This window comes from Streptomyces sp. NPDC045998 (assembly GCF_056430285.1).
Genome location: NZ_JBWKLJ010000013.1, coordinates 15,275 through 37,010 on the forward strand (window position 1 = coordinate 15,275; position 21,736 = coordinate 37,010).

21 protein-coding genes are annotated in these 21,736 nt (G+C 71.6%); 4 read left to right on the forward strand and 17 right to left on the reverse strand.

The window, feature by feature from the left end:
- Positions 1 to 2: 2 nt before the first annotated feature.
- Positions 3 to 170: a hypothetical protein gene (locus tag AC07FJ_RS30365; protein WP_479052522.1), complete on the forward strand. Its 168-nt coding sequence runs from the start codon at positions 3 to 5 to the stop codon at positions 168 to 170.
- A 6-nt stretch (positions 171 to 176) separates the two neighbouring features.
- On the opposite strand, the gene AC07FJ_RS30370 is transcribed toward AC07FJ_RS30365, so the two are convergent.
- Positions 177 to 551 carry a metal-sensitive transcriptional regulator gene (locus AC07FJ_RS30370; protein ID WP_479052421.1) on the reverse strand — a complete coding sequence of 125 codons (375 nt, stop codon included), beginning with the start codon at positions 549 to 551 and terminating at the stop codon, positions 177 to 179.
- 193 nt (positions 552 to 744) lie between these two features.
- Between AC07FJ_RS30370 and AC07FJ_RS30375 the strand changes: the two genes are divergently transcribed.
- Both AC07FJ_RS30375 and AC07FJ_RS30380 read left to right on the forward strand, forming a co-directional pair.
- The gene (locus AC07FJ_RS30375; protein WP_031073426.1) at positions 745 to 1,365 is read left to right on the forward strand and encodes a DUF47 domain-containing protein; all 621 of its coding nucleotides are present in this window, start codon (positions 745 to 747) and stop codon (positions 1,363 to 1,365) included.
- A gap of 5 nt (positions 1,366 to 1,370) precedes the next feature.
- On the forward strand, positions 1,371 to 2,369 hold the full coding sequence (locus tag AC07FJ_RS30380) for an inorganic phosphate transporter (RefSeq protein WP_468294348.1): 999 nt from the start codon (positions 1,371 to 1,373) through the stop codon (positions 2,367 to 2,369).
- 244 nt (positions 2,370 to 2,613) lie between these two features.
- Here the strand turns inward: AC07FJ_RS30380 and pstB are convergent, their stop codons facing one another.
- From pstB to mshD, 11 genes are all read right to left on the reverse strand, one after another.
- Entirely contained in the window at positions 2,614 to 3,390 is a 777-nt protein-coding gene (pstB, locus tag AC07FJ_RS30385; protein ID WP_479052422.1) for a phosphate ABC transporter ATP-binding protein PstB, read from the reverse strand.
- Positions 3,391 to 3,414: 24 nt separating this feature from the next.
- Positions 3,415 to 4,491: a phosphate ABC transporter permease PstA gene (pstA, locus tag AC07FJ_RS30390; RefSeq protein ID WP_479052423.1), complete on the reverse strand. Its 1,077-nt coding sequence runs from the start codon at positions 4,489 to 4,491 to the stop codon at positions 3,415 to 3,417.
- The gene (gene pstC / locus AC07FJ_RS30395) at positions 4,491 to 5,480 is read right to left on the reverse strand and encodes a phosphate ABC transporter permease subunit PstC (RefSeq protein ID WP_479052424.1); all 990 of its coding nucleotides are present in this window, start codon (positions 5,478 to 5,480) and stop codon (positions 4,491 to 4,493) included. Before pstC ends, pstA begins: the two co-directional genes overlap by 1 nt.
- Positions 5,481 to 5,596: 116 nt before the next feature.
- Positions 5,597 to 6,727 (reverse strand): phosphate ABC transporter substrate-binding protein PstS, encoded by a 1,131-nt coding sequence (gene pstS, locus AC07FJ_RS30400; protein WP_479052425.1) that lies wholly within the window; start codon positions 6,725 to 6,727, stop codon positions 5,597 to 5,599.
- A 509-nt stretch (positions 6,728 to 7,236) separates the two neighbouring features.
- Positions 7,237 to 7,728, reverse strand: a complete 492-nt coding sequence (locus AC07FJ_RS30405; protein WP_479052426.1) for an NUDIX hydrolase — start codon at positions 7,726 to 7,728, stop codon at positions 7,237 to 7,239.
- Entirely contained in the window at positions 7,725 to 8,624 is a 900-nt protein-coding gene (locus AC07FJ_RS30410; protein WP_479052427.1) for a CHAD domain-containing protein, read from the reverse strand. Before AC07FJ_RS30410 ends, AC07FJ_RS30405 begins: the two co-directional genes overlap by 4 nt.
- Entirely contained in the window at positions 8,611 to 10,842 is a 2,232-nt protein-coding gene (locus tag AC07FJ_RS30415) for an RNA degradosome polyphosphate kinase (protein WP_479052428.1), read from the reverse strand. Before AC07FJ_RS30415 ends, AC07FJ_RS30410 begins: the two co-directional genes overlap by 14 nt.
- Positions 10,843 to 11,015: 173 nt before the next feature.
- Positions 11,016 to 11,981 (reverse strand): ABC transporter permease, encoded by a 966-nt coding sequence (locus AC07FJ_RS30420; RefSeq protein ID WP_479052429.1) that lies wholly within the window; start codon positions 11,979 to 11,981, stop codon positions 11,016 to 11,018.
- Positions 11,978 to 12,868, reverse strand: coding sequence for an ABC transporter ATP-binding protein (locus tag AC07FJ_RS30425; protein ID WP_479052430.1), 891 nt, complete (start codon positions 12,866 to 12,868; stop codon positions 11,978 to 11,980). The genes AC07FJ_RS30420 and AC07FJ_RS30425 overlap by 4 nt, the downstream gene beginning before the upstream one ends.
- Positions 12,865 to 13,251, reverse strand: coding sequence for a GntR family transcriptional regulator (locus AC07FJ_RS30430; protein WP_361416976.1), 387 nt, complete (start codon positions 13,249 to 13,251; stop codon positions 12,865 to 12,867). The genes AC07FJ_RS30425 and AC07FJ_RS30430 overlap by 4 nt, the downstream gene beginning before the upstream one ends.
- A 98-nt stretch (positions 13,252 to 13,349) precedes the next feature.
- The gene (mshD, locus tag AC07FJ_RS30435) at positions 13,350 to 14,285 is read right to left on the reverse strand and encodes a mycothiol synthase (RefSeq protein ID WP_479052431.1); all 936 of its coding nucleotides are present in this window, start codon (positions 14,283 to 14,285) and stop codon (positions 13,350 to 13,352) included.
- A gap of 297 nt (positions 14,286 to 14,582) precedes the next feature.
- On the opposite strand from mshD, the gene AC07FJ_RS30440 reads away from it, so the two are divergent.
- Complete coding sequence (locus tag AC07FJ_RS30440; RefSeq protein WP_479052432.1) at positions 14,583 to 16,391, forward strand: bifunctional metallophosphatase/5'-nucleotidase; 1,809 nt, start codon at positions 14,583 to 14,585, stop codon at positions 16,389 to 16,391.
- 54 nt (positions 16,392 to 16,445) lie between these two features.
- Here AC07FJ_RS30440 and AC07FJ_RS30445 read toward each other — a convergent pair whose 3' ends face one another.
- From AC07FJ_RS30445 to AC07FJ_RS30465, 5 genes are all read right to left on the reverse strand, one after another.
- Positions 16,446 to 17,867, reverse strand: a complete 1,422-nt coding sequence (locus AC07FJ_RS30445) for a HAMP domain-containing sensor histidine kinase (protein WP_479052433.1) — start codon at positions 17,865 to 17,867, stop codon at positions 16,446 to 16,448.
- Complete coding sequence (locus AC07FJ_RS30450; protein WP_479052434.1) at positions 17,864 to 18,595, reverse strand: response regulator transcription factor; 732 nt, start codon at positions 18,593 to 18,595, stop codon at positions 17,864 to 17,866. Before AC07FJ_RS30450 ends, AC07FJ_RS30445 begins: the two co-directional genes overlap by 4 nt.
- 21 nt (positions 18,596 to 18,616) lie before the next feature.
- Positions 18,617 to 19,591, reverse strand: coding sequence for a S1C family serine protease (locus AC07FJ_RS30455; RefSeq protein WP_479052435.1), 975 nt, complete (start codon positions 19,589 to 19,591; stop codon positions 18,617 to 18,619).
- A 220-nt stretch (positions 19,592 to 19,811) separates the two neighbouring features.
- On the reverse strand, positions 19,812 to 20,840 hold the full coding sequence (locus AC07FJ_RS30460; protein ID WP_355365072.1) for a LacI family DNA-binding transcriptional regulator: 1,029 nt from the start codon (positions 20,838 to 20,840) through the stop codon (positions 19,812 to 19,814).
- Between the two features lie 24 nt (positions 20,841 to 20,864).
- The gene (locus AC07FJ_RS30465; RefSeq protein ID WP_361416991.1) at positions 20,865 to 21,650 is read right to left on the reverse strand and encodes a response regulator transcription factor; all 786 of its coding nucleotides are present in this window, start codon (positions 21,648 to 21,650) and stop codon (positions 20,865 to 20,867) included.
- Positions 21,651 to 21,736 lie beyond the last annotated feature (86 nt).

Below are 21,736 nucleotides of genomic sequence, written 5' to 3' on the forward strand. Positions count from 1 at the left end.
GCGTGGCCCCGCCCCCTTCGACGACAGTCCAGGACCACGTGGCCCTCGCCGAGATCGAGCTGTGCGGAGAGCTGATGATCGCCGCATCGGCCACGGACGGGGAGCGGCTCAGCGCGGACCTCATCGACGAGGTCCTGAAGGTCACGCCGGCCGCACCCGCCCCGCAGTGACGTCGGTCAGGTCCGCAGCATGCGGGCGATGGCCTTCGTCGCCTCCTCGACCTTCGCGTCGATCTCGTCGCCGCCCTTGACCGCGGCGTCGGCGACGCAGTGGCGCAGGTGCTCCTCCAGGAGCTGGAGCGCGAAGGACTGCAGGGCCTTCGTGGACGCGGAGACCTGGGTGAGTATGTCGATGCAGTAGACGTCCTCGTCGACCATGCGCTGGAGGCCGCGGATCTGACCCTCGATGCGGCGCAGGCGCTTGAGGTGCTCGTGCTTCTGCTTGTGGTAACCGTGCACGCCGTGGTCGTGGTCGGTGACCTGCTCGGGGGTGCCCGGCTCCTCGATGGCCTGCTCCTCGACCGGAAGGCCGGCCGCCTCGGTGGTCGTCATCGCGTCCTCCCGTTGTCCAGTGGGGCTTCTATACCCCTCATGGGTATATGGTACCGATCCTTGCGCACAGGGGGCGGGCCCCGGTTCTGTTCACTGTGCCCGATGGGCGACACTGAATGACGCCGGTTAGCCGTGGCCGGATGATGCGCCTAGCATCAGCCTGACCGAAACCCATGCACCCCGAGGACCCCACGTGCGCTTTCGTCTGACCCCCAGGGAGACGAGCTTCTACGACATGTTTTCCGCCTCCGCGGACAACATCGTCACGGGCTCCAAACTCCTGATGGAACTGCTCGGGGCGGAATCCTCCGCCCGGGCCGAGATCGCGGAGCGGATGCGGGCGGCGGAGCACGCGGGTGACGACGCGACCCACGCGATCTTCCACCAGCTGAACTCCTCCTTCATCACGCCGTTCGACCGCGAGGACATCTACTCCCTCGCGTCGTCGCTCGACGACATCATGGACTTCATGGAGGAGGCCGTCGACCTCGTCGTCCTCTACAACGTCGAGGAACTGCCGAAGGGCGTCGAGCAGCAGATCGAGGTGCTGGCGCGGGCGGCGGAGCTGACCGCCGAGGCGATGCCGCACCTGCGGACGATGGAGAACCTCACCGAGTACTGGATCGAGGTCAACCGGCTGGAGAACCAGGCGGACCAGATCCACCGCAAGCTGCTGGCCCACCTCTTCAACGGCAAGTACGACGCCATCGAGGTGCTCAAGCTGAAGCAGATCGTGGATGTGCTGGAGGAGGCCGCTGACGCCTTCGAGCACGTGGCCAACACGGTGGAGACCATCGCGGTCAAGGAGTCCTGAGCTCCGTGGACACCTTCGCACTGGTCGTGACCATCGCGGTCGCGCTCGGCTTCACGTACACGAACGGCTTCCACGACTCGGCGAACGCCATCGCCACCTCCGTCTCCACCCGGGCGCTGACGCCGCGCGCGGCGCTGGCGATGGCCGCGGTGATGAACCTCGCGGGCGCCTTCCTCGGCAGCGGGGTCGCCAAGACCGTGAGCGAGGGCCTGATCGCGACGCCCGAGGGCTCGCGGGGCATGGGCATCCTCTTCGCGGCGCTGGTCGGCGCGATCGTCTGGAACCTCATCACCTGGTACTTCGGCCTGCCGTCGTCCTCCTCCCACGCGCTGTTCGGCGGCATGGTGGGCGCGGCGCTGGCGGGCGGCACCGACGTGATCTGGTCGGGTGTCGTCGACAAGATCGTCATCCCGATGTTCATCTCGCCGGTGGTCGGCCTGGTGGTCGGCTACCTGGTGATGTGCGGGATCATGTGGATCTTCCGCAAGGCCAACCCGCACAAGGCGAAGCGCGGCTTCCGTATCGCCCAGACCGTGTCGGCGGCGGGCATGGCGCTCGGCCACGGTCTCCAGGACGCCCAGAAGACGATGGGCATCGTGGTGATGGCGCTGGTCATCGCCGACGTCCACGACGCGGGTGACGCGATCCCGGTCTGGGTCAAGGTCGCCTGCGCGGTGATGCTGTCGCTGGGTACGTACGCCGGTGGCTGGCGCATCATGCGGACGCTGGGGCGCAAGATCATCGAGCTGGATCCGCCGCAGGGGTTCGCGGCGGAGACGACGGGCGCGTCGATCATGTTCGGCTCGGCGTTCCTGTTCCACGCGCCGATCTCGACGACGCACGTCATCACGTCGGCGATCATGGGTGTCGGCGCGACGAAGCGGGTCAACGCGGTGCGGTGGGGTGTCGCGAAGAACATCATCCTCGGATGGTTCATCACGATGCCGGCGGCGGCGCTGGTCGCTGCGGCGAGCTTCGGTGTGGTGCGGCTGGTGTTCGGCTGACGGTTGCGGGGCGGGCGGGTGTGGTTGGCCCTGCGGGGCTGTTCCCCACCTCCCGCTACGCCCTTGCGGGCGTGGGGGGACCCCCACTTCCCGAACCGGGGGCTCTGCCCCCGGACCCCCGCGCCTCAATCGCCGGCGGGGCTGAGTTTCGAGTGACGGAAGGGCCCGCCCCCTGGAGGGGGCGGGCCCTTTGCCTTGCGGTGGCACCGCCATGCAGCACCGCAAGGGGATTCCGGCGGACGGACTATCCGAAGCGGCCCGAGATGTAGTCCTCGGTGGCCTGGACGGACGGGTTGGAGAAGATCCGCTCCGTGTCGTCGATCTCGACCAGCTTGCCCGGCTGGCCGACCGCCGCCAGGTTGAAGAAGGCGGTGCGGTCCGAGACGCGGGCCGCCTGCTGCATGTTGTGGGTCACGATGACGATCGTGAACCGCTCCTTCAGCTCGCTGATCAGGTCCTCGATGGCGAGCGTGGAGATCGGGTCCAGCGCCGAGCACGGCTCGTCCATCAGCAGGACGTCCGGCTCGACCGCGATGGCGCGGGCGATGCACAGGCGCTGCTGCTGGCCGCCGGAGAGGCCGGAGCCCGGCTTGTTGAGGCGGTCCTTGACCTCGTTCCAGAGGTTCGCGCCCTTGAGGGAGCGCTCGACGGTGTCCGCCAGGTCCTGCTTGCGGTACTTGCCGTTCAGGCGCAGGCCCGCCGCCACGTTGTCGAAGATCGACATCGTCGGGAAGGGGTTCGGACGCTGGAAGACCATGCCGACCGTGCGGCGCACGGCCACCGGGTCGACGTCCTTGGCGTACAGGTTCTGGTCGTCCAGCATCACCTTGCCCTCGACGCGGCCACCGGGGGTGACCTCGTGCATGCGGTTCAGGGTGCGCAGGAAGGTGGACTTGCCGCAGCCGGAGGGGCCGATGAAGGCCGTCACGGAGCGGGGCTCGACGGTCATGGAGATGTCGTCGATCGCCTTGTGGGCGCCGTAGTAGGCGGTCAGGCCGCTGACGTCGATTCGCTTGGCCATGGTTTCGATCACTTCCAGGAGGCCTTAGCGGCCGGTCTTCGGGGCCTTCCAGCGGGCGATGCCGCGGGCGACCAAGTTGAGGATCATGACGAAGGCGATCAGGACGAGCGCGGCGGCCCAGGCGCGGTCGTACGACGCCTCGCTGCCGACCTTGTACTGCTCCCAGATGTAGAAGGGGAGCGCGGACTGAGCACCTTCGAAGGGGTTGGTGTTGATCAGCTGGCTGCCGAAGACCAGCAGCATGATCGGCGCGGTCTCGCCGGCGATGCGGGCGATGGCGAGCATGACGCCGGTGGTGATGCCGCCGATCGCCGTCGGGATGACCACCTTCAGGATCACGCGCCACTTCGGTACGCCGAGGGCGAGCGCCGCCTCGCGCAGCTCGTTCGGGACGAGCTTGAGCATCTCCTCGGTGGAGCGGACCACGACCGGGATCATCAGGATCGCCAGCGCCAGCGCGCCCATCAGGCCGGACGGCTGGAGGTCGGCCATCAGCATGATGGAGAGGATGAAGAGGCCGGCGACGATCGACGGGATGCCCGTCATGACGTCGACGAAGAACGTGACGGCCTTGGCCAGGGAGCCCTTGCCGTACTCGACGAGGTAGACGGCGGTCAGCAGGCCGATCGGCGCGGAGATCAGGGTGGCGAGGCCGACCTGCTCCAGCGTGCCGACGAGCGCGTGGTAGACGCCGCCGCCGACGTCGAAGCCGGGGACACCGGCCATCGAGTGGGTGAGGAAGTAGCCGTCGAGGACCTTCAGGCCCCGGCTGAGCGTGACCCAGATGAGGGAGAGCAGCGGGACGACGGCGAGGATGAAGCACACCCAGACCACGCTGGTGGCGAGGCGGTCCTTGGCCTGGCGCTGGTTCTCGACGGCCGACGTCACGGCGTACGAGACGACGACGAAGGCGAGCGCCGAGATCAGGCCCCACTGGGTGCGGCTTTCGAGGCCGGCGGCCAGGCCGGTGCCGCAGCCGATGGCGACGGCGACGACGGCGAAGGCGGCCGGGGCCCAGCGCGGCAGGTGGCGCTGGCTGAGGTCGTCCTTGCGGGGACGGGGTGCGGCCTTGGCGGGCGCGTCCTGGATTGCGTTGCTCATCAGGCGTTCGCCCCCGAGTACTCCTTGCGGCGCGCGATGATCAGGCGGGCCGCGCCGTTGACCAGCAGGGTGAGGACGAAGAGGACCAGACCGGAGGCGATCAGGGCGTCGCGGCCGAGCTGGTCGGCCTCGTCGAACTTCGCCGCGATGTTCTGGGCGAACGTGCCGCCGCCCGGGTCGAGCAGGTGCAGCGAGATCAGGAAGCTCGGGGAGAGGACCGTGGCGACGGCCATGGTCTCGCCGAGCGCCCGGCCGAGGCCGAGCATCGAGGCGGAGATGACGCCGGAGCGGCCGAAGGGCAGCACGGAGAGGCGGATGACCTCCCAGCGGGTGGCGCCGAGGGCGAGGGCGGCCTCCTCGTTCATGCGCGGCACCTGGAGGAAGACCTCGCGGCTGACGCTGGTCACGATCGGCAGGATCATGATGGCGAGCAGGATGCCGACGGTGAAGAGGGTCCGCGCGACGCCGACCTCCGTCTTGTCGAAGACGTACGTCCAGGCGAAGAACTGGTCGAGCCAGAGGTTCAGGCCCTCCAGGTACGGGACGAGGAAGAGCGCGCCCCAGATGCCGTAGATGATCGACGGTACGGCGGCGAGCAGGTCGACGACGTACGCGAGGGGCGCGGCCAGGCGCCGGGGCGCGTAGTGCGAGATGAACAGCGCGATGCCGACCGCGATCGGGACCGCGATGACCATCGCGATGATGGAGCTGACGATCGTGCCGAAGAGGAGGACCGCGATGCCGAAGACCGGGCGGTCGCCGACCGGGTTCCAGTCGAAGGTGGTGAAGAAGTTGCCCTCGTTCTCCGCGAGCGCGAGGGAGGCGCGGTAGCTGAGGAACACGGCGATCGACGCCATGATCACCAGGAGCAGGATCCCGGAGCCGCGGGAGAGGCCGAGGAAGATCTTGTCGCCCGCGCGGCCGGTGGAGGTGGGGCCCGGCTTTCCGGCGACCGGCGGAGCCGGTGCGTTGTCAGTCGTTATAGCCATGGTCTTTCCGGTCTGTGTGGGGGAAGTCCGCGGGTGGCGGCTCCCCTGGCGGCGGTGCACCGGATGGGGTGGGGGCCGGCCCGGGGAGTGGCCGGGCCGGCCGTGCGTGCGTGCGGTTACGACAGGCCGTTGACGGTCTCGCGGACCTTGGCGTTGATCTCGGCCGGGATCGGGGCGTAGCCGGCCTCGGCCAGGACCTTCTGGCCCTCGTCGGAGGCGGTGTAGGTGAGGAAGGACTTCACGGTGCCGAGGGTGTCGGCCTTGTTGCCGGTGTCGCAGACGACCTCGTACGTCACCAGGACGATCGGGTACGCGCCCTCGGCCTTGGTGGCGTAGTCCAGCTCCAGTGCCAGGTCCTTGCCGGTGCCCTTGACCTTGGCGGCGGCGATGGCCTTGGAGGCGTTCTCGGAGGTGGCCGGGACCGGGGCGGGGGCGCCGGTGGCGATCTGGACGGCCGGGATGCTCTGCGACTCGGCGTAGCTCAGCTCGAAGTAGCCGATCGCGCCCTCGACCTGCTTGACCTGGGCGGCGACGCCGGAGGAGCCGGACGCGGCCTGGCCGCCGGGGGCCGGCCACTTCTTCTCGGCCTCGTACGGCCAGTCCGCCTTGGCGGCCTTGCCGAGGTACTTGCCGAGGTTCTGGGTGGTGCCGGAGTCCTCGGAGCGGTGGAAGGCCTGGATCGCGGTGCTCGGGAGCTTGGCGCCCGGGTTGAGCTTGGCGATCGCCGGGTCGTCCCACTTCTTGATCTTGTCGTTGAAGATCTTGGCGATGGTGGGGGCGTCCAGGACGAGGTCCTTCACGCCGGGGACGTTGTAGCCGATGGCGATCGGCCCGCCGACCATGGGGAGGTTGATGCCCTGGCCGGACTTGCAGATCTTCTTGGACTCGGCGACCTCTTCCGGCTTCAGCGCGGAGTCGGAGCCGGCGAAGCCGACGCGGCCCTGGTTGAAGGCGATGATGCCCTCGCCGGAGGAGGAGGACTTGTAGTTGATCTCCACACCCGGGCAGGCGGCCATGTAGTTCTTGACCCACAGGTCCATGGCGTTCTTCTGCGCCGAGGATCCGGAGGCCAGCAGCTGGCCCTTGGCGCCGTCGCACTTGATGGACGAGGTGGCGCCGGTCTTCTTGCCGCCGTCGGGGCTGCCCGTGTTGTCGTCCGAACCACACGCCGTGAGTACCAGGGCGCCGGAGACGGCGAGGGCGCCGAGCGCGGTGGCGCGAAGCCCGGTCTTGCGCTGAAGCTTCACTGTTGGGTGTTCCTTCCAGGAGCCGCCGCGGCGTCGATACCGAATCCGTGCGTGAGCTCGGTGGCGGCGTGTGTCAGTAACCGTGTACGGCCGAAATTAGGCAGATCAGGTGACATGGCTGGCGGGGGAGAGTGAACGGTAGGTGAACCGTGACGGAAGCCGTGGTGAGCCGTGGCCAGAGCCTGTGGGGCCATTGTCGCGGGGGCGGGCCGGGCGTCGGGAGTGAGGTTTACGGCGGGGCCGTGCGGGGGCGCACGCGACCTCGGGCAGGCGAGGGCGCGCTCCGGCGGTGTGAGGCGCGGAGCGTGGGGTTGTGCGCCGGTACGCGGGCGCACGGGGGCCGCACCGGGGCCACCCGGGAGGGTGGCGGTGGTGCGGGGCGGGTTGCCCCCGGATGGGTGATGTTGCCCGGCCCGGCGAGGGGCAGCGGCCGGTCAGTGCCAGCTCAGTGCCAGCTCAGTGCCCGCTCAGTGCTCCTCCGGGCACCTCGGTGCCGAGTCGGTGCCCGCTCAGTGTCCGGTTTCCCGGGGCTCCGGGGTGATCGCCGCGAGGGCCGCGTCGACCAGGTCCCGGTCGACGGCGTACGACAGGAGCGCCCGGGCCTCGGGCGGGGAGAGCCAGCGCAGCTCGTCGACCTCGCCGTCGGGGCGGAAGGTGCCACCCGTGGCCTCGGCCGCCCAGTAGCGGACCTCCTTGGGGCGGTCGCCCGCGCGGTAGCAGGCCTTCGGCAGTTCGGGTCCGAGGGCGCAGGTCATGCCGGTCTCCTCCCGCACCTCGCGGACGGCCGCGCTCGCGTGGTCCTCGCCGGGTTCGAGCTTGCCCTTGGGGAGGGACCAGTCGTCGTGCTTGGGGCGGTGGATGACGGCCACCTCGACGGCGCCGGAGGAGCCGCCGGAGCCGGTGCCCGGGTCCCCGGCGCCGCTCGGGTCCCCGGCCGTGCGGCGCCACAGGACGCAGCCGGCGGCGTGGATCAGGCCCTTCGCGGGCGGAGTAGGCGTCACCGTGCCGTCACCGCCGTACGCTGCCACGCGCGCTGGAAGCTCACGCGCGCCGCCTCCACCTCGTGCCGCTGGTCCGCGTGGAGCACGCCCAGCACGTACGCCGTCGCCGGCGCGATGCGCGGGGTGCGCGCGGCGCTCGCCGCGGCGGACGCGGCGTCGGCGGCGTCCCGGTGCCGGTCGAGCGCGCGGCCCGCCTCGTACAGCTGCGCCGCGTCCGCGCCGAGCGCCTCCTGGGCGTGGCGGTGCAGCCGGAGCAGCAGCCGTACGTGGTGCCAGGAGGTGTCGTGCTGTTCGCCGCCCACGGCGGGGCTCATCGGCAGCGCCGCCACCGCGTCCAGCAGGCGCCGCTCGACGGCCTCGGTGGCCGGGCCGAGGACCTCGCCGGCGCGGGCGCCCGCGGCCGGGCCCAGCGGCACCTCCGAGGCGAGCAGCGCCACCGCGTCGGCGACCGCGTGGAAGCGGGACGAGCCGAGGGCCTGGAGCGCGGCGGAATGCGCCCGGGTCCGGGCCAGCGTGAGGCGGCGCTCCAGCAGGGCCCCGGCGCGCGCGCCGCCCACCGCGAGCGCCTCGGCGCCGCCCGTCAGGCGGGACAGCGCGTCCACCAAGCGGACGAGCCGCGAGGTGCACGCGTGTTCCTGCGCCAGCAGGCCGGAGAGCCAGGCCAGTTCGGTGCGCAGCTGGTCGGCCCAGGAGGCGTCGAGCAGCGGGCGGAAGGTGTGCAGCGTGGAGCCGATGCGCCGGGCGGCGGCGCGCAGCCCCCGTGCCGCCTCCTCGGCGCCGGCCGAGTCCGCGCCGCTCTCGGCGTGCAGGCGCAGGTTGCGTAGGAAGTCCCCCGCGCGGGCGTGGAGGTACGGGGACAGGACCTCGCCCGCGGTGAGCTGGTCAGGTTTGAGCACGCCGGCGCCTCCGCGCGTCTATGAGCATCTCCTGGACATGCCGCAGCGGCTGGCCGTCCCCGTCCGTCGCGTGCCGCGTCCACTCGCCGTCCGGGCCGAGGTGCCACGACGATGTGGTGTCGGCCATGCCCGCCTCCAGCAGCCGGCACAGCGAGGCGCGGTGCGCGGGGTCGGAGACCCGCACCAGCGCTTCTATCCGGCGGTCCAGGTTACGGTGCATCATGTCGGCGCTGCCGAACCACACTTCGGGCTCGCCGCCGTTCCCGAAGGCGAAGACGCGCGAGTGTTCCAGGAACCGTCCGAGGACGGAGCGGACCCTGATGTGCTCGGAGAGGCCCGGGACGCCCGGCCGTACGGCGCAGATGCCGCGGACCCAGATGTCGACGGGTACGCCGGCCCGCGAGGCGCGGTAACAGGCGTCGATGACGGCCTCGTCGACCATCGAGTTGACCTTGATGCGGACGTACGCGAGCCGCCCGGCCCGGTGGTGGACGATCTCCTTGTTGATGCGGGAGACCAGGCCGTCGCGGAGCGACTTGGGGGCGACGAGCAGGCGCCGGTAGGTCTCGCGGCGCGAGTAGCCGGACAGCCGGTTGAAGAGGTCGGACAGGTCCGCGCCGACCTGCGGGTCGGCGGTGAGCAGGCCGAGGTCCTCGTACAGGCGGGCGGTCTTGGGGTGGTAGTTGCCGGTGCCGACGTGGGAGTAGCGGCGCAGCGTCTCGCCCTCCTGGCGGACCACCAGGGAGAGTTTGCAGTGGGTTTTGAGGCCGACGAGGCCGTACACGACGTGGCAGCCGGCCTCCTCCAGCTTGCGCGCCCACTTGATGTTGGCCTGTTCGTCGAAGCGGGCCTTGATCTCGACGAGGACGAGGACCTGCTTGCCGGACTCGGCCGCGTCGATGAGGGCGTCGACGATGGGGGAGTCGCCGGACGTCCGGTACAGCGTCTGCTTGATGGCGAGGACGTCCGGGTCGGCGGCCGCCTGCTCCAGGAAGGCCTGGACGGAGGTGGAGAACGAGTCGTACGGGTGGTGCAGCAGGACGTCGCGCTCGCGCAGGGCGGCGAACACGTCCGGCGCGGACGCCGACTCGACCTCGGCCAGGTCGCGGTGGGTCCCGGCGACGAACTTCGGGTACTTGAGCTCGGGCCGGTCCAGGGCCGAGATCCCGAACAGCCCGGTCAGGTCCAGTGGCCCGGGCAGCGGGTACACCTCGGCGTCGGTGACCTTCAGTTCGCGTACGAGCAGGTCGAGGACGTACGGGTCGATCGACTCCTCGACCTCCAGGCGCACCGGCGGGCCGAAGCGGCGCCGCATGAGCTCCTTCTCCAGCGCCTGGAGGAGGTTCTCGGCGTCGTCCTCCTCGACCTCCAGGTCCTCGTTGCGCGTCACGCGGAACATGTGGTGCGCCAGCACCTCCATGCCCGGGAACAGCTCCTCCAGGTGCGCGGCGATGACGTCCTCCAGCGGGACGTAGCGCTGCGGCGAGGCCTCCAGGAAGCGGGAGAGCAGCGGGGGGACCTTCACGCGGGCGAAGTGGCGGTGGCCGCTGACGGGGTTGCGTACGACGACGGCGAGGTTGAGGGAGAGGCCGGAGATGTACGGGAAGGGGTGCGCCGGGTCGACGGCGAGGGGGGTGAGGACCGGGAAGATCTGCTGGCGGAAGAGGGTGAAGAGCCGGGCCTGCTCCTTCTCCGTCAGGTCGGGCCAGCGGATGAGGTGGATGCCCTCGTCGGCGAGGGCGGGGCAGATGTCCTGCTGGAAGCAGGCGGCGTGCCGGGCCATGAGCTCCCGCGAACGGGTCCAGATCAGCTCCAGGACCTCGCGCGGCTGGAGCCCGGAGGCGGACCGGGTGGCGACGCCGGTGGCGATGCGGCGCTTGAGGCCGGCGACCCGGACCATGAAGAACTCGTCGAGGTTCGAGGCGAAGATCGCGAGGAAGTTCGCTCGTTCGAGGAGCGGGGTCGCCGGGTCCTCGGCGAGCTCCAGCACCCGTTCGTTGAACGCCAGCCAGGAGCGCTCGCGGTCCAGGAAGCGGCCGGGGGGCAGTTCGCCGTCCGGGCCGTCCTCGTCGTACGCGTCCAGGTCGGAGTCGAGGTCGGGCGCCAGGTCGGACACGGGTCCGGCGGTCACCATGTGCGGTCGGTGCGCGGCTATGGACCCCACGGACGGCTGCGCGTGCTGGATCTGGACGTCGGCCTCGGCGGGCTGCTGGCTCATGGCACCATTCTTCCGCGCCAGGGGGTGGTCAAGCGCGTCGGAGCGGGCCGCTGACACGGCGGGCTTCATTCGCTGAGCGTCGCAAGCCGTTCTGAATGGTCGGTAACCATTACGTGACGTGCTGGGGGCGGACGGCCAGACCCCCGTCCAGGCCGTCCGCCCCGGTCCTGTGGTTACGCGTGGTGGCGGCGCAGCACGCGGAAGGCGGCGTACGCGGCCAAGGCCGCGAGGGCGAGGACGATGCCGGTCTCGATGAGGTGGACGGGCCAGTAGTGCGAGGCGGGGTGGTACTCGGCGTACCAGCTGATGGTGTCGGGGTCGCACTGCGTCTCGCCCTCGGGCTGCATGCACGCGTCGTACGGGAGCTGCCGCCCGTCGGCGGTGACGTAGCCGGAGCGGAGCAGGAGGGCGTCGAAGGGGAGGCCCATCATGCCGCCGGTGAGACCGGGGCCCTGGCCGCTCGCGTGCAGCGACGGCCACAGGTCCCACCGCAGGCTCCAGAATCCCAGGAGCACCGCGCCCAGGACGGCCGCCGTCGTGGCCATGGCGGCGACGGTACGGCGGACCAGCAGGCCCACGAGGGCGCCGACGGCGACGCCGAGCAGGCAGTAGCCGCCGAGGGCCGGGCCCATGAGCTCGTACGCGCCCGGGTCCCCCCACGAGAGGTTCTGGTGGTAGCGGACGGGTCCCCGGCCGAAGCGGAAGACGGCGGTGAGCACGGTCGCGGTGACGGCCGCCAGGCCGGCGGCGAGGAGCAGTTTCGAGGCGAGCCAGCGGGCCGGGGTGGCCGACTGCGTCCAGGCCAGCTTGTACGTACCGCTCTCCAGCTCGCGTGCGACCATCGGGCCCGCGACGAAGGCGCCGATCAGGAACGGGACGGCCATCAGCACGAAGAGGGACCGCTCCAGCGCGAGTCCCAGGAATCCCTGGGGGGTGACCCAGTCCCCGAAGAGCTGCTCGCCGCACGCCTCCGGCTCGCCCGCGAAGCAGCGGGCCTCGTCCATGGAACCGGCCACCCACCAGCGCAGGACCACCGTCGCCACCACGGCCAGGGCGAGCAGCGCGGCGGTGGTCCACAGCGCCCGCCGGTGCCGGCGGAGCGTCACCCGGCCGGTGCGTGCGGTCGTCAGCGTGCTCATGCCGCCACCGCCCGGTCCGTGTCGACGGCCGCGCTCGGGGAGAGGAGCGGCGGGGCGTCGGGGGAGCGGAGATGGCCCAGCAAGAGTTCCTCCAGGGTGGGTTCCATGGTCTGCCAGGTCCGGTCGTCGACCGGGCCGTCCCGGCGGACGAGCGCGGTGAGCTGGCGGCCGGTGGTGCGGGACTCGATGACCGTGTGCGGGGCGAGGTCGGCGACCGGTCCGGTGACCAGCGTGTGGGCGGCGAGGATGTCGTCGATGCCGCCGCCGAGGCGGACCCGGCCGCCGTCGACCAGGAACAGGTAGTCGCAGGCGCCCTCCAGCTCGCCGAGGATGTGCGACGACATCACGACCGTCGTGCCGCGCTCGGCCGCGTCCGCCATGAGCGCGCCCATCAGCTGGTGGCGCGCGAGGGGGTCGAGGTCGGCCATCGGCTCGTCGAGCAGGAGCAGTTCGGCGCGCTTGCCGAGTGCGAGGGCGAGCGCCACGCGGGTGCGCTGGCCGCCGGAGAGGCGGCGCACGCGGGCGCCGCGGTCCAGCTCCCCGAGGACGGCCTCGGCGGCCTCGGCGTCCCAGCGGTCCGGGTTGAGCTCGGCGCCCATGCGGAGGGTGTCGGCGACGGTGAGCTGCGGGTAGAGCGGTTTGTCCTGGGCGACGTACGCGATCCGGTGGCGGGCGGAGGCGGGGTCGGTGCCCAGGACGCGGAGGGTCCCGGCCGTCGGCCGCATCAGGCCGGCGGCCAGGGCGAGGAGCGTGGACTTGCCGGCGCCGTTGGGGCCGACGAGCGCGCAGATCCGGCCCGTCGGCAGGCGGAAGGCGCAGTCCTGGAGCGCGGCGGCCCGTCGGCCGTAGCGTTTGGCGAGGCCGTGGGCCTCCAGAGCGCTGGTCATGCGTCGTCCCCCTCGTAAGTCTGTTCGAGTACGGAGCCGAAGAGCGCCGTCACGTCGTCCCGCTCCAGTCCTGCCGCGCGGGCGCGGGTGGCCCAGGCGGCCAGCTCGTCGCGGAGCGGGGAGTCGGCGGGCGCGCTGCCGAGCGTCTTCCGTACGAAGGTGCCGAGGCCGCGGCGGGCCTCGACGAGGCCCTCGCGCTCCAGTTCGCGGTAGGCCTTGAGCACGGTGTTCGGGTTGATGGCGGTGGCCTCGACGACCTCGCGTGCGGTGGGCAGCCTGTCGCCGGGCTCCAACAGGCCCAGGCGCAGGGCCTGTTTGGTCTGCTGGACGATCTGGAGGTAGGTGGCGACGCCGCTGCGCCGGTCGATGCGGTACTCGACCACGTCCTTGCACCACCCTTTCACTAATCAAGTAGTGAAAGGGTGGTGCAAGAGAGGGCGAGGTGTCAACACCCCGCCCCGTCCCGCTTCTTAAGGTCGCGTCACGTCTCCGAGCGGTACATCAGGTCGACCTCGTGCGTCGAGAAGCCCATTCCCTCGTACACCCGCACCGCCGCCGTGTTGTCCGCGTCCACGTACAGCATCACCGTCGGCAGCCCCTGCGCCGCCAGGTGCCGCAGGCCGATCGCCGTCAGCGCCTTGCCGAGGCCGCCGCCCTGCGCCTGCGGGCTGATGCCGAGCACGTACACCTCACCCAGCCGCTCCTCGGCGTGCACCTTCGTCCAGTGGAAGCCCACCAGTTCGCCGTCCGTCTCGCGTACGGCGAGGAAGAAGCCCTTCGGGTCGAACCACGGCTCCTCCTTGCGGTCGTCCAGGTCCCGCTGCGTCATCGAGCCCTGCTCCGGGTGGTGCGCGAACGCGGCCGCGTTGAGCGCGAGCCAGGCCGCGTCGTCCTGCCCGGGCACGAAGGTGCGCACGGTGACGCCCGGCGGCAGCCCGGGCTCCGGGACGTCCAGCGGGGCGAGCGGCCGGCGCATCTGGCGCAGCTCGCGGAAGAGCGTCAGGCCGAGGACCTGGGAGAGGTGGCGGGCGGCCGACTTGCCGCCGTGCGCCCACACGCGCAGCCGCTTGCCCGAGGCGGCCAGCAGCGCCGCGCCGAGCGCCCGCCCGTGGCCGCGGCCCCGGTGCGAGGGGTGGACGACGAGCTCGGCGGCCGGCGCCTCGACCGGATCGGTGTCCTCCAGCTGCGCGTACCCCACGAGCTCTCCGCCGACGGTGAGCAGCAGGTGCGAGACCCCTTCGCGCCGCCCGTGGCGCAGCTGGAGCCGCCCCTGCTCGGAGACGGCCTGCATCCCGTCGATACGGGCGGCCTCGGCGAGCAGGTCGAGGACGTCCTGGGCCTGCGCGGGGGTGAGCTCGTCGAGGGTGTCGATACGTCGACCGGGCTCAATGCCGGGTACGGGGGCGTCAGTCGTCATGCCTCCGAGCGTAGGGCCTGGCCCCTGGATCAGGCCGGGCTCGCGTGGCCTGGCACGCGCATCTTCCCCCGTAGCCCTTCGGGCACCGGGCGAGGCTCCATCCTCCGCCTTGCATCTGCCCCCACCAGACCCCGCTCGCTGATCCGGCCTGATCCAGCGGCCAGGCCCACGGCGAGGGCCTTTCGGAGGAAGGCAACCAGCTCGTAACCCGCTCCCCCCTGTTGCGCTACGCGCGTTGACTCTAGGCTGCGCTGGGCCCTGCCCGTTCACACGCCTTGCCGTACCCAGAGGGGACAGATGTCAGCGACACACAAGAAGCAGCGCGCGGTCACGCGGATACTCGCCACCGCCGCCGGACTGGCGACCGTCGGAGCCGTGGTCGCCGCCCTGCCCGCCGGCGCCGATGACCGGGTGCAGGCCGCCGGGCACCACTCCGGCCGCACCGTCGACGTACAGCTGCTCTCCTTCAACGACCTGCACGGCAACCTGGAGCCCCCGGCCGGATCCTCCGGCGAGGTGAGCCACACGCACGCGGACGGCCGGGTCGAGAAGATCAAGGCGGGCGGCGTCGAGTACCTCGCCACCCACCTGCGCACCGCGCGCCAGGGCCACCCGTACTCCATCACCGCCGCCGCCGGCGACATGATCGGCGCCTCGCCGCTGATGTCGGGCCTCTTCCACGACGAGCCCACCATCGAGGCGCTGAACAAGCTCAAGCTCGATGTGACGTCCGTCGGCAACCACGAGTTCGACGAGGGGGCCAAGGAGCTCGCCCGGATGCAGAACGGCGGCTGCCACCCCACCGGCGGCTGCTACGAGGAGGGCAAGACCTTCCCCGGCGCGAACTTCCCCTACCTCGCCGCCAACGTGACGGACGAGAAGACCGGCAAGCCGATCCTCGACCCGTACTTCATCTGGGAGCGCAAGGGCGTCAAGATCGGCTTCATCGGCGTGACCCTGGAGGGCACCCCGAACATCGTCACCGCCGAGGGCGTCAAGGGCCTGAAGTTCGGTGACGAGGTCGAGACGATCGACAAGTACACCAAGGTCCTGGAGCGCAAGGGCGTCAAGTCGATCGTCGCCCTCATCCACGAGGGCGGCGCCCCGGCCTCGTCCTCGTACAACTACGACTGCGACAGCCCGGGCGCCGGCGACGGCATCTCCGGCCCGGTCGTCGACATCGCGAAGAAGCTGAACCCGCAGGTCGACGCGCTCGTCACCGGCCACACGCACCAGGCGTACGTCTGTACGATCCCGGACCCGAGCGGCAAGCCGCGCATGGTCACGTCGGCGTCCTCGTACGGCAAGCTCTACACGGACACGACGCTGACGTACGACCGGAAGACCAAGGACATCGTCCGTACGGCGGTGAAGTCGGCCAACCGCGTCGTCACGCGTGACGTGGCCAAGGCCGCCGACATGACCTCGCTGATCGAGCGGTGGAACGCGCTCGCCGCGCCCATCGCGAACAAGCCGCAGGGCTACATCTCCGCCGACATCAACGGCCGCGGCTCCACGGCGTACGAGAAGCCGCTCGGCGACCTCATCGCCGACGCGCAGCTGGCCGCGCTCGCCCCCGCCGACAAGGGCGGCGCGCAGATCGCGCTGATGAACCCGGGCGGTATCCGCTCCGACCTGGTGTACAAGGCGTCCGGCGCCGAGGGCGACGGCGTGGTGACCTACGGCGAGGCGTTCACCGTGCAGCCGTTCACCAACATGATGAACGTCGTCGACCTGACCGGCGCCCAGCTCATCGCGGGCCTCCAGCAGCAGGTCAGCGGCGCGAACGAGGCCTCGCCGAAGATCCTCCAGGTGTCGAAGGGCTTCACCTACACCCTCGACCTGACGAAGACGGGCGCGGCCCGTGTCGACGCCGCCTCGGTGAAGCTGAACGGTGAGCCGATCGACCCGGCGAAGACGTACCGCGTCGCGATGAACGAGTTCCTCGCGGGCGGCGGCGACGGCTTCCCGGCGCTCGGCCAGGGCAAGAACAAGCTCGTGGGCGCGTCCGACCTGGACGTCCTCAACGCCTACCTGGCGGCCAACTCCTCGCCGTCGAACCCGATCGCGCCTCCGGCGGCCGACCGGATCACGGTCGTCAAGTAGCGGGTACGTGGAGGAAGGCGGGGCGGCGGGACCATCGAGGTCCGGCCGCCCCGCTCACTTCTGGGGCGCGGTCGTCGGCGGCGGTGTCGGCGCGCCCGGCAGGCGGACCACCGCGCGGGTGCCGCCGCCCTCCTTCGGGCCCACCGGGATCAGCCGCACCTCGCCGCCCGCCCGGGTCACCGTGCGGGCCACGATCGACAGGCCGAGGCCCGAGCCCGGCAGGCTGCGGGCCGACGGCGAGCGCCAGAAGCGCTCGAAGACGTGCGGCAGCTCCTCGGGGGAGATGCCCGGCCCGTGGTCCCGTACCGTCAGCTCACCGTCCACCAGGGCGACCTCGATCGTGCCGCCCGGCGGCGAGAACTTCACCGCGTTGTCGAGGACGTTGACGAGCGCGCGCTCCAGTGAGGCCGCCTCGGCCCGTACGTACCAGGGGCGGACGTCCTCGGCCGTGATCGTCAGCTCGGGGCCGCGCAGCCGCGCCCGCTGGAGCGCGCTGTCGAGCAGGTCGTGCAGTGCCACCACCTCCAGTCGGCCGCCCGGTCCGGCCGCGTCCGGCCGGGACAGCTCTTGGAGGTCGCCGATGAGCGACGCCAGCTCCGTCACCTGCGCCTTGACCGACGCCAGCAGCGCCCGCCGGTCCTCGGGCGGGATGGCCCGGCCGGTCTCCTCGCTGCGTGCCAGGAGCTCGATGTTGGTCCGCAGCGAGGTCAGCGGCGTACGCAGCTCGTGCCCCGCGTCGGCGATCAGCTGCGCCTGCCGGTCGCGGGAGGAGGCGAGCGCGGCCGTCATCGCGTTGAACGACCGCGACAGGCGGGCGATCTCGTCCTCGCCCTCGACGGGGATGCGGACCGTCAGGTCTTCCGTCCGCGCGACGTGCTCGACCGCCCCGGTGAGCCGGTCGACGGGCTTGAGCCCGGTGCGGGCCACCCACAGCCCGGCGGCGCCGGCGCCGACCGCGCCGACCCCGGCGAGCAGCGCGAGGACGAGCGTCAGATCACCGAGCGCGTCGTCCACTTCGTTGAGGGGGCGGGCCACGGACACGGCACCGGAGTAGCCGGCCAGCGGATAGGTGAGCACGCGGTACTCGGAGCCGTCGGACGCCTTGGCGTTGTGCGCGGTCTCCTCCGCCCGGCCCTCGGCGACCGCGATGTCGGCGGGCGTGACGGTGACGGACTGCTGGCCGGTGAGGACGCAGCGGTTGCCCCTGGGGTCGATGACCTGGATGGTCTGCTTGAACAGGTCCTGGGTGGTGCGGTCGGGGTCGCACCGGCCCGCCCGGACCTCCTCCAGCACCCCTTGCGGGTCGACCCGGTTGACCCGCAGCGCCTCGTCCAGAGCGCCCAGCAGCGCCCCCCGCACCATGAACCACGACGTCACCGCCACCGCGGCCACCGCCACGGCGACCGCAACCGCCGTCAGCAGGGCGAGGCGCGAGCGCAGCGGCAGCGCCCGGAACCGCGCCACCGGGCCGGTCATCCGTCGCCCCCGGCGCGCAGCACGTACCCCACGCCCCGCACCGTGTGGACCAGGCGGGGCTCGCCCGCCGCCTCCGTCTTGCGCCGCAGGTACATCACGTACACGTCCAGGGAGTTGGAGGTCGGCTCGAAGTCGAAGCCCCACACCGCCTTGAGGATCTGCTCCCGCGTCAGCACCTGGCGCGGATGCGACAGGAACATCTCCAGCAGCGTGAACTCGGTACGGGTCAGCTCCACGCGCCGCCCGCCCCGCGTCACCTCGCGCGTCGCCAGGTCCATCCGCAGGTCCGCGAAGCTCAGCACCTCCGCCTCCGGCTGCTCGCCCACGGTCCGGGCGTACGAGCTGCGCCGCAGCAGCGCCCGGATCCGGGCGAACAGCTCGTCCAGCTCGAACGGCTTGACGAGGTAGTCGTCCGCGCCCGCGTCCAGGCCGGTGACGCGGTCGCCGACCGTGTCCCGGGCCGTCAGCATCAGGATCGGCACGGTGGACCCGGCGGCGCGGATGCGGCGCGCGGCGGTCAGGCCGTCCATGCGGGGCATCTGGATGTCGAGGACCACGAGATCGGGTGCGTACGCCTCGGTCTTCGCGAGCGCGTCGACGCCGTCGACGGCGACCTCGGTGCCGTACCCCTCGAAGGCGAGGCTGCGCTGGAGCGCCTCGCGGACGGCGGGCTCGTCGTCGACGATCAGGATGCGCTCGGCGTCAGCGGGTGCGTTCACGGGGTTCATGGGGGTCAGCCTCGCACGCGTTCAGGAGCCGTCGCGGAGGCCGTCGAGGTCGGCCTTGACGGTGTTGACGGGGATGGCGAAACCGAGGCCCACGCTGCCGGCGGTGGAGCCGGTGGCGGCACTCGGCGCGTACATGGCGGAGTTGATGCCGATGACCTCGCCGTTCATGTTGATCAGCGCGCCGCCGGAGTTGCCGGGGTTGAGGGAGGCGTCGGTCTGGATGGCCTTGTACGTCGTCTTCGACTGCCCCGTGTCGCCGTTGAACTCGCGCCCGTCGAACTCGAACGGCCACCCCTGGCGCGGGTCACGCTGCCGCTGGTCCTCCTCCTTGGAGACCGTCACGTCACGGTCGAGCGCGGAGACGATGCCGCTGGTGACGGTGCCGGTCAGGCCCTCGGGCGAGCCGATCGCGACGACCTCGTCCCCGACGCGCACCTTGTCGGAGTCGCCGAGGGCGGCGGGCTTCAGCCCGGACGCGCCCTTGACCTTGATCAGCGCGAGGTCCTTGCCGGGGTCGGTGCCGACGGTCTCGGCGGCGTACGTCTTGCCGTCGCTGAGCCGGACGGTGATCTCGGAGGCGCCGGAGATGACGTGGTTGTTGGTGACGATCTCGCCGTCGCCGGTGATGATCACGCCGGACCCGGTGGACTGCCCGGCCGTGGACGCCGCCTTGATCTCGACGATGCTCGGTGACACCGCCTGCGCGACCCCGGCGACCGTGCCCTTGCTGGACTGGGCCACGCTCGTCCCGTCGACCGCGCCGCCCGTGCTCGGGTCGCCGCCCCGGGTCAGCTGCTGGACCAGCGCGGAGGCCCCGCCCCCGATCCCGGCGGCGGCGATGGCGATGGCGACGATCAGCGCCACGGGCCGCCGGGCCCGCTCGCGCCGGTGCGGCGCGGGCGGCCCGGGCGGCCCAGGCGGGCCGGGCGCGTACGCCGGGAGCGGCGGGTACGACGGGAACGTCTGCTGCTGGTCACCTTGCGAGTAGTCCGTCATGGATACGACTCTCGGAGCTGTACATGAGAGGACGCTGAGGATGCCCTGAGAGTCCGGGAAGAGTCTCGTATGCCCGGTGTAAAGAGCGCCCAGCGATGGCCGCGCTCATGCTGGGCGGCCCGGGGCTGATCGCCGTCGCCCAGTTCTGGGCGGCGCCTGGCGAGGCTTCGCAGCCGGAGTGAGGCCGGTCCGCCCTGCGGCGCTACGTGCTCTGGAGGGGCTACTCGCCGTCGCAGCCGCACGACCGGCGCACGATCAGCGCCGACGGGAACTGCTTCACCCGCTCCCGGCGCGACCCCGCCACCCGCAGGCCGTCGTCGAGGACCAGGTCCACCGCCGCGCGGGCCATCGCCGGGCGGTCGGAGGAGACCGTCGTCAGGGGCGGGTCCGTCAGGGCGGCTTCCTTGACGTTGTCGAAGCCCGCGACCGCGAGGTCGCCGGGGACGTCGAGGCGGAGCTCGCGGGCGGCGCGCAGGACGCCGATGGCCTGGTCGTCGGTGGAGCAGAAGATCGCCGGGGGCCGGTCCGGGCCGGACAGGATCTTCAGGGCGACCTGGTACGCGTCGTAGCGGTTGTAGGCGGCCTGGAACAGCCGGCCCTCCACCGAGCGGCCGGACTCCAGCATCGCGCGGCGCCAGCCCTCCTCGTGGTCGGCCACCGGGTCGCCGACGGCCGGGGTCGACTCGACGCCGCCGAGGCAGGCGACGTACGCGTGGCCGTGCTCCAGGAGGTGGCGGACGGCGAGCTGCGCGCCGCCGATGTCGTCCGTGACGACCGCGACGTCGTCGATGGCCTCGGGCCGCTCGTGCAGCAGCACCACGCGGGCGTCCCACGCCTCGATCTCCTGCGCGGCGCGCTGGCTGGGGCCCTGGCTGACCAGGATGAGCCCGGCGACGCGCATGCCGAGGAAGGCCCGCAGGTAGTGGAGCTCGCGCTCGTCGCGGTAGTCGGAGTTGCCGACGAGGACCATCTTGCCGCGGTCGGCGGCGGCCCGTTCGACCGCGTGCGCCATCTCGGCGAAGAACGGCTGCCGGGCGTCGGGGACGATCATGCCTATGAGGTCCGTGCGCCGCGAGGCCATCGCCTGGGCCACGCGGTCGGGCCGGTAGCCCAGCTCCTTGATCGCTGCGAGTACCCGCTCGCGCGTGGCCGGGGCGACCGGCCGGGGTCCGTTGTTGATGACGTAGCTCACGACCGCGGTCGAAGTACCCGCAAGTCGTGCCACGTCGTCCCGCGTCACCTTGGCCACGCGCCGCAGTCTACGCGGGGGGACCTACCTCTGGGCAGGTCGTACGGCTGCTTCCTGTACCTCTTCGGTGTCGGCCGTACGGGTGGCGGCGGCCTTTTCGGCCTCCTTCGTACGGGCTTCCTCGGCGGCGCGGTCCACCTTCTCCGGGGTGACGAACCGGTAGCCGACGTTCCGTACGGTCCCGATCAGCGACTCGTGCTCGGGCCCCAGCTTGGCGCGCAGCCGCCGTACGTGGACGTCGACCGTCCGCGTACCGCCGAAGTAGTCGTAGCCCCACACCTCCTGCAGGAGCTGGGCACGCGTGAACACCCGGCCCGGGTGCTGGGCGAGGTACTTCAGCAGCTCGAACTCCTTGAAGGTGAGGTCCAGGACGCGGCCCTTCAGCTTCGCGCTGTACGTCGCCTCGTCGACCGACAGGTCGCCGTTGCGGATCTCCATCGGGGAGTCGTCGGCGGTGATCTGCTGGCGCCCCATCGCGAGGCGCAGCCGCGCCTCGACCTCGGCGGGGCCCGCGGTGTCCAGGAGGACGTCGTCGATGCCCCAGTCGGCGGTGACGGCGGCCAGCCCGCCCTCCGTGACGACCAGGATCAGCGGGCAGCCGGGCCCGGTGGAGCGCAGCAGCTGGCACAGCGACCGCACCTGCGGCAGGTCGCGGCGGCCGTCGACGAGGATCACGTCCGCGCCGGGGGTGTCCACCAGCGCCGGGCCCTCGGCCGGGGCCACCCGCACGTTGTGCAGCAGCAGTCCGAGGGCGGGGAGCACCTCCGTGGACGGCTGGAGGGCATTGGTCAGGAGCAGCAGAGAGCTCATCGCGACGCCCCACCTGCCCGGGTCGTCGTTTCACGGTCGTGCACGGTTCGCTCGCCCATAACGTCGGTTCCTCCTCGGTCCCTGCG

Bases quoted from the DNA above. Each gene is read 5' to 3' on its own strand.
- AC07FJ_RS30465 (WP_361416991.1), bottom strand. From the start codon at position 21,650: ATGAGCTCTCTGCTGCTCCTGACCAATGCCCTCCAGCCGTCCACGGAG.
- AC07FJ_RS30440 (WP_479052432.1), top strand. From the start codon at position 14,583: ATGTCAGCGACACACAAGAAGCAGCGCGCGGTCACGCGGATACTCGCC.
- pstB (WP_479052422.1), bottom strand. From the start codon at position 3,390: ATGGCCAAGCGAATCGACGTCAGCGGCCTGACCGCCTACTACGGCGCC.
- AC07FJ_RS30450 (WP_479052434.1), bottom strand. From the start codon at position 18,595: ATGAACCCCGTGAACGCACCCGCTGACGCCGAGCGCATCCTGATCGTC.
- AC07FJ_RS30370 (WP_479052421.1), bottom strand. From the start codon at position 551: ATGACGACCACCGAGGCGGCCGGCCTTCCGGTCGAGGAGCAGGCCATC.
- AC07FJ_RS30445 (WP_479052433.1), bottom strand. From the start codon at position 17,867: ATGACCGGCCCGGTGGCGCGGTTCCGGGCGCTGCCGCTGCGCTCGCGC.
- pstA (WP_479052423.1), bottom strand. From the start codon at position 4,491: ATGAGCAACGCAATCCAGGACGCGCCCGCCAAGGCCGCACCCCGTCCC.
- AC07FJ_RS30415 (WP_479052428.1), bottom strand. From the start codon at position 10,842: ATGAGCCAGCAGCCCGCCGAGGCCGACGTCCAGATCCAGCACGCGCAG.
- AC07FJ_RS30425 (WP_479052430.1), bottom strand. From the start codon at position 12,868: ATGACCAGCGCTCTGGAGGCCCACGGCCTCGCCAAACGCTACGGCCGA.
- mshD (WP_479052431.1), bottom strand. From the start codon at position 14,285: ATGACGACTGACGCCCCCGTACCCGGCATTGAGCCCGGTCGACGTATC.
- AC07FJ_RS30455 (WP_479052435.1), bottom strand. From the start codon at position 19,591: ATGACGGACTACTCGCAAGGTGACCAGCAGCAGACGTTCCCGTCGTAC.
- AC07FJ_RS30420 (WP_479052429.1), bottom strand. From the start codon at position 11,981: ATGAGCACGCTGACGACCGCACGCACCGGCCGGGTGACGCTCCGCCGG.
- pstC (WP_479052424.1), bottom strand. From the start codon at position 5,480: ATGGCTATAACGACTGACAACGCACCGGCTCCGCCGGTCGCCGGAAAG.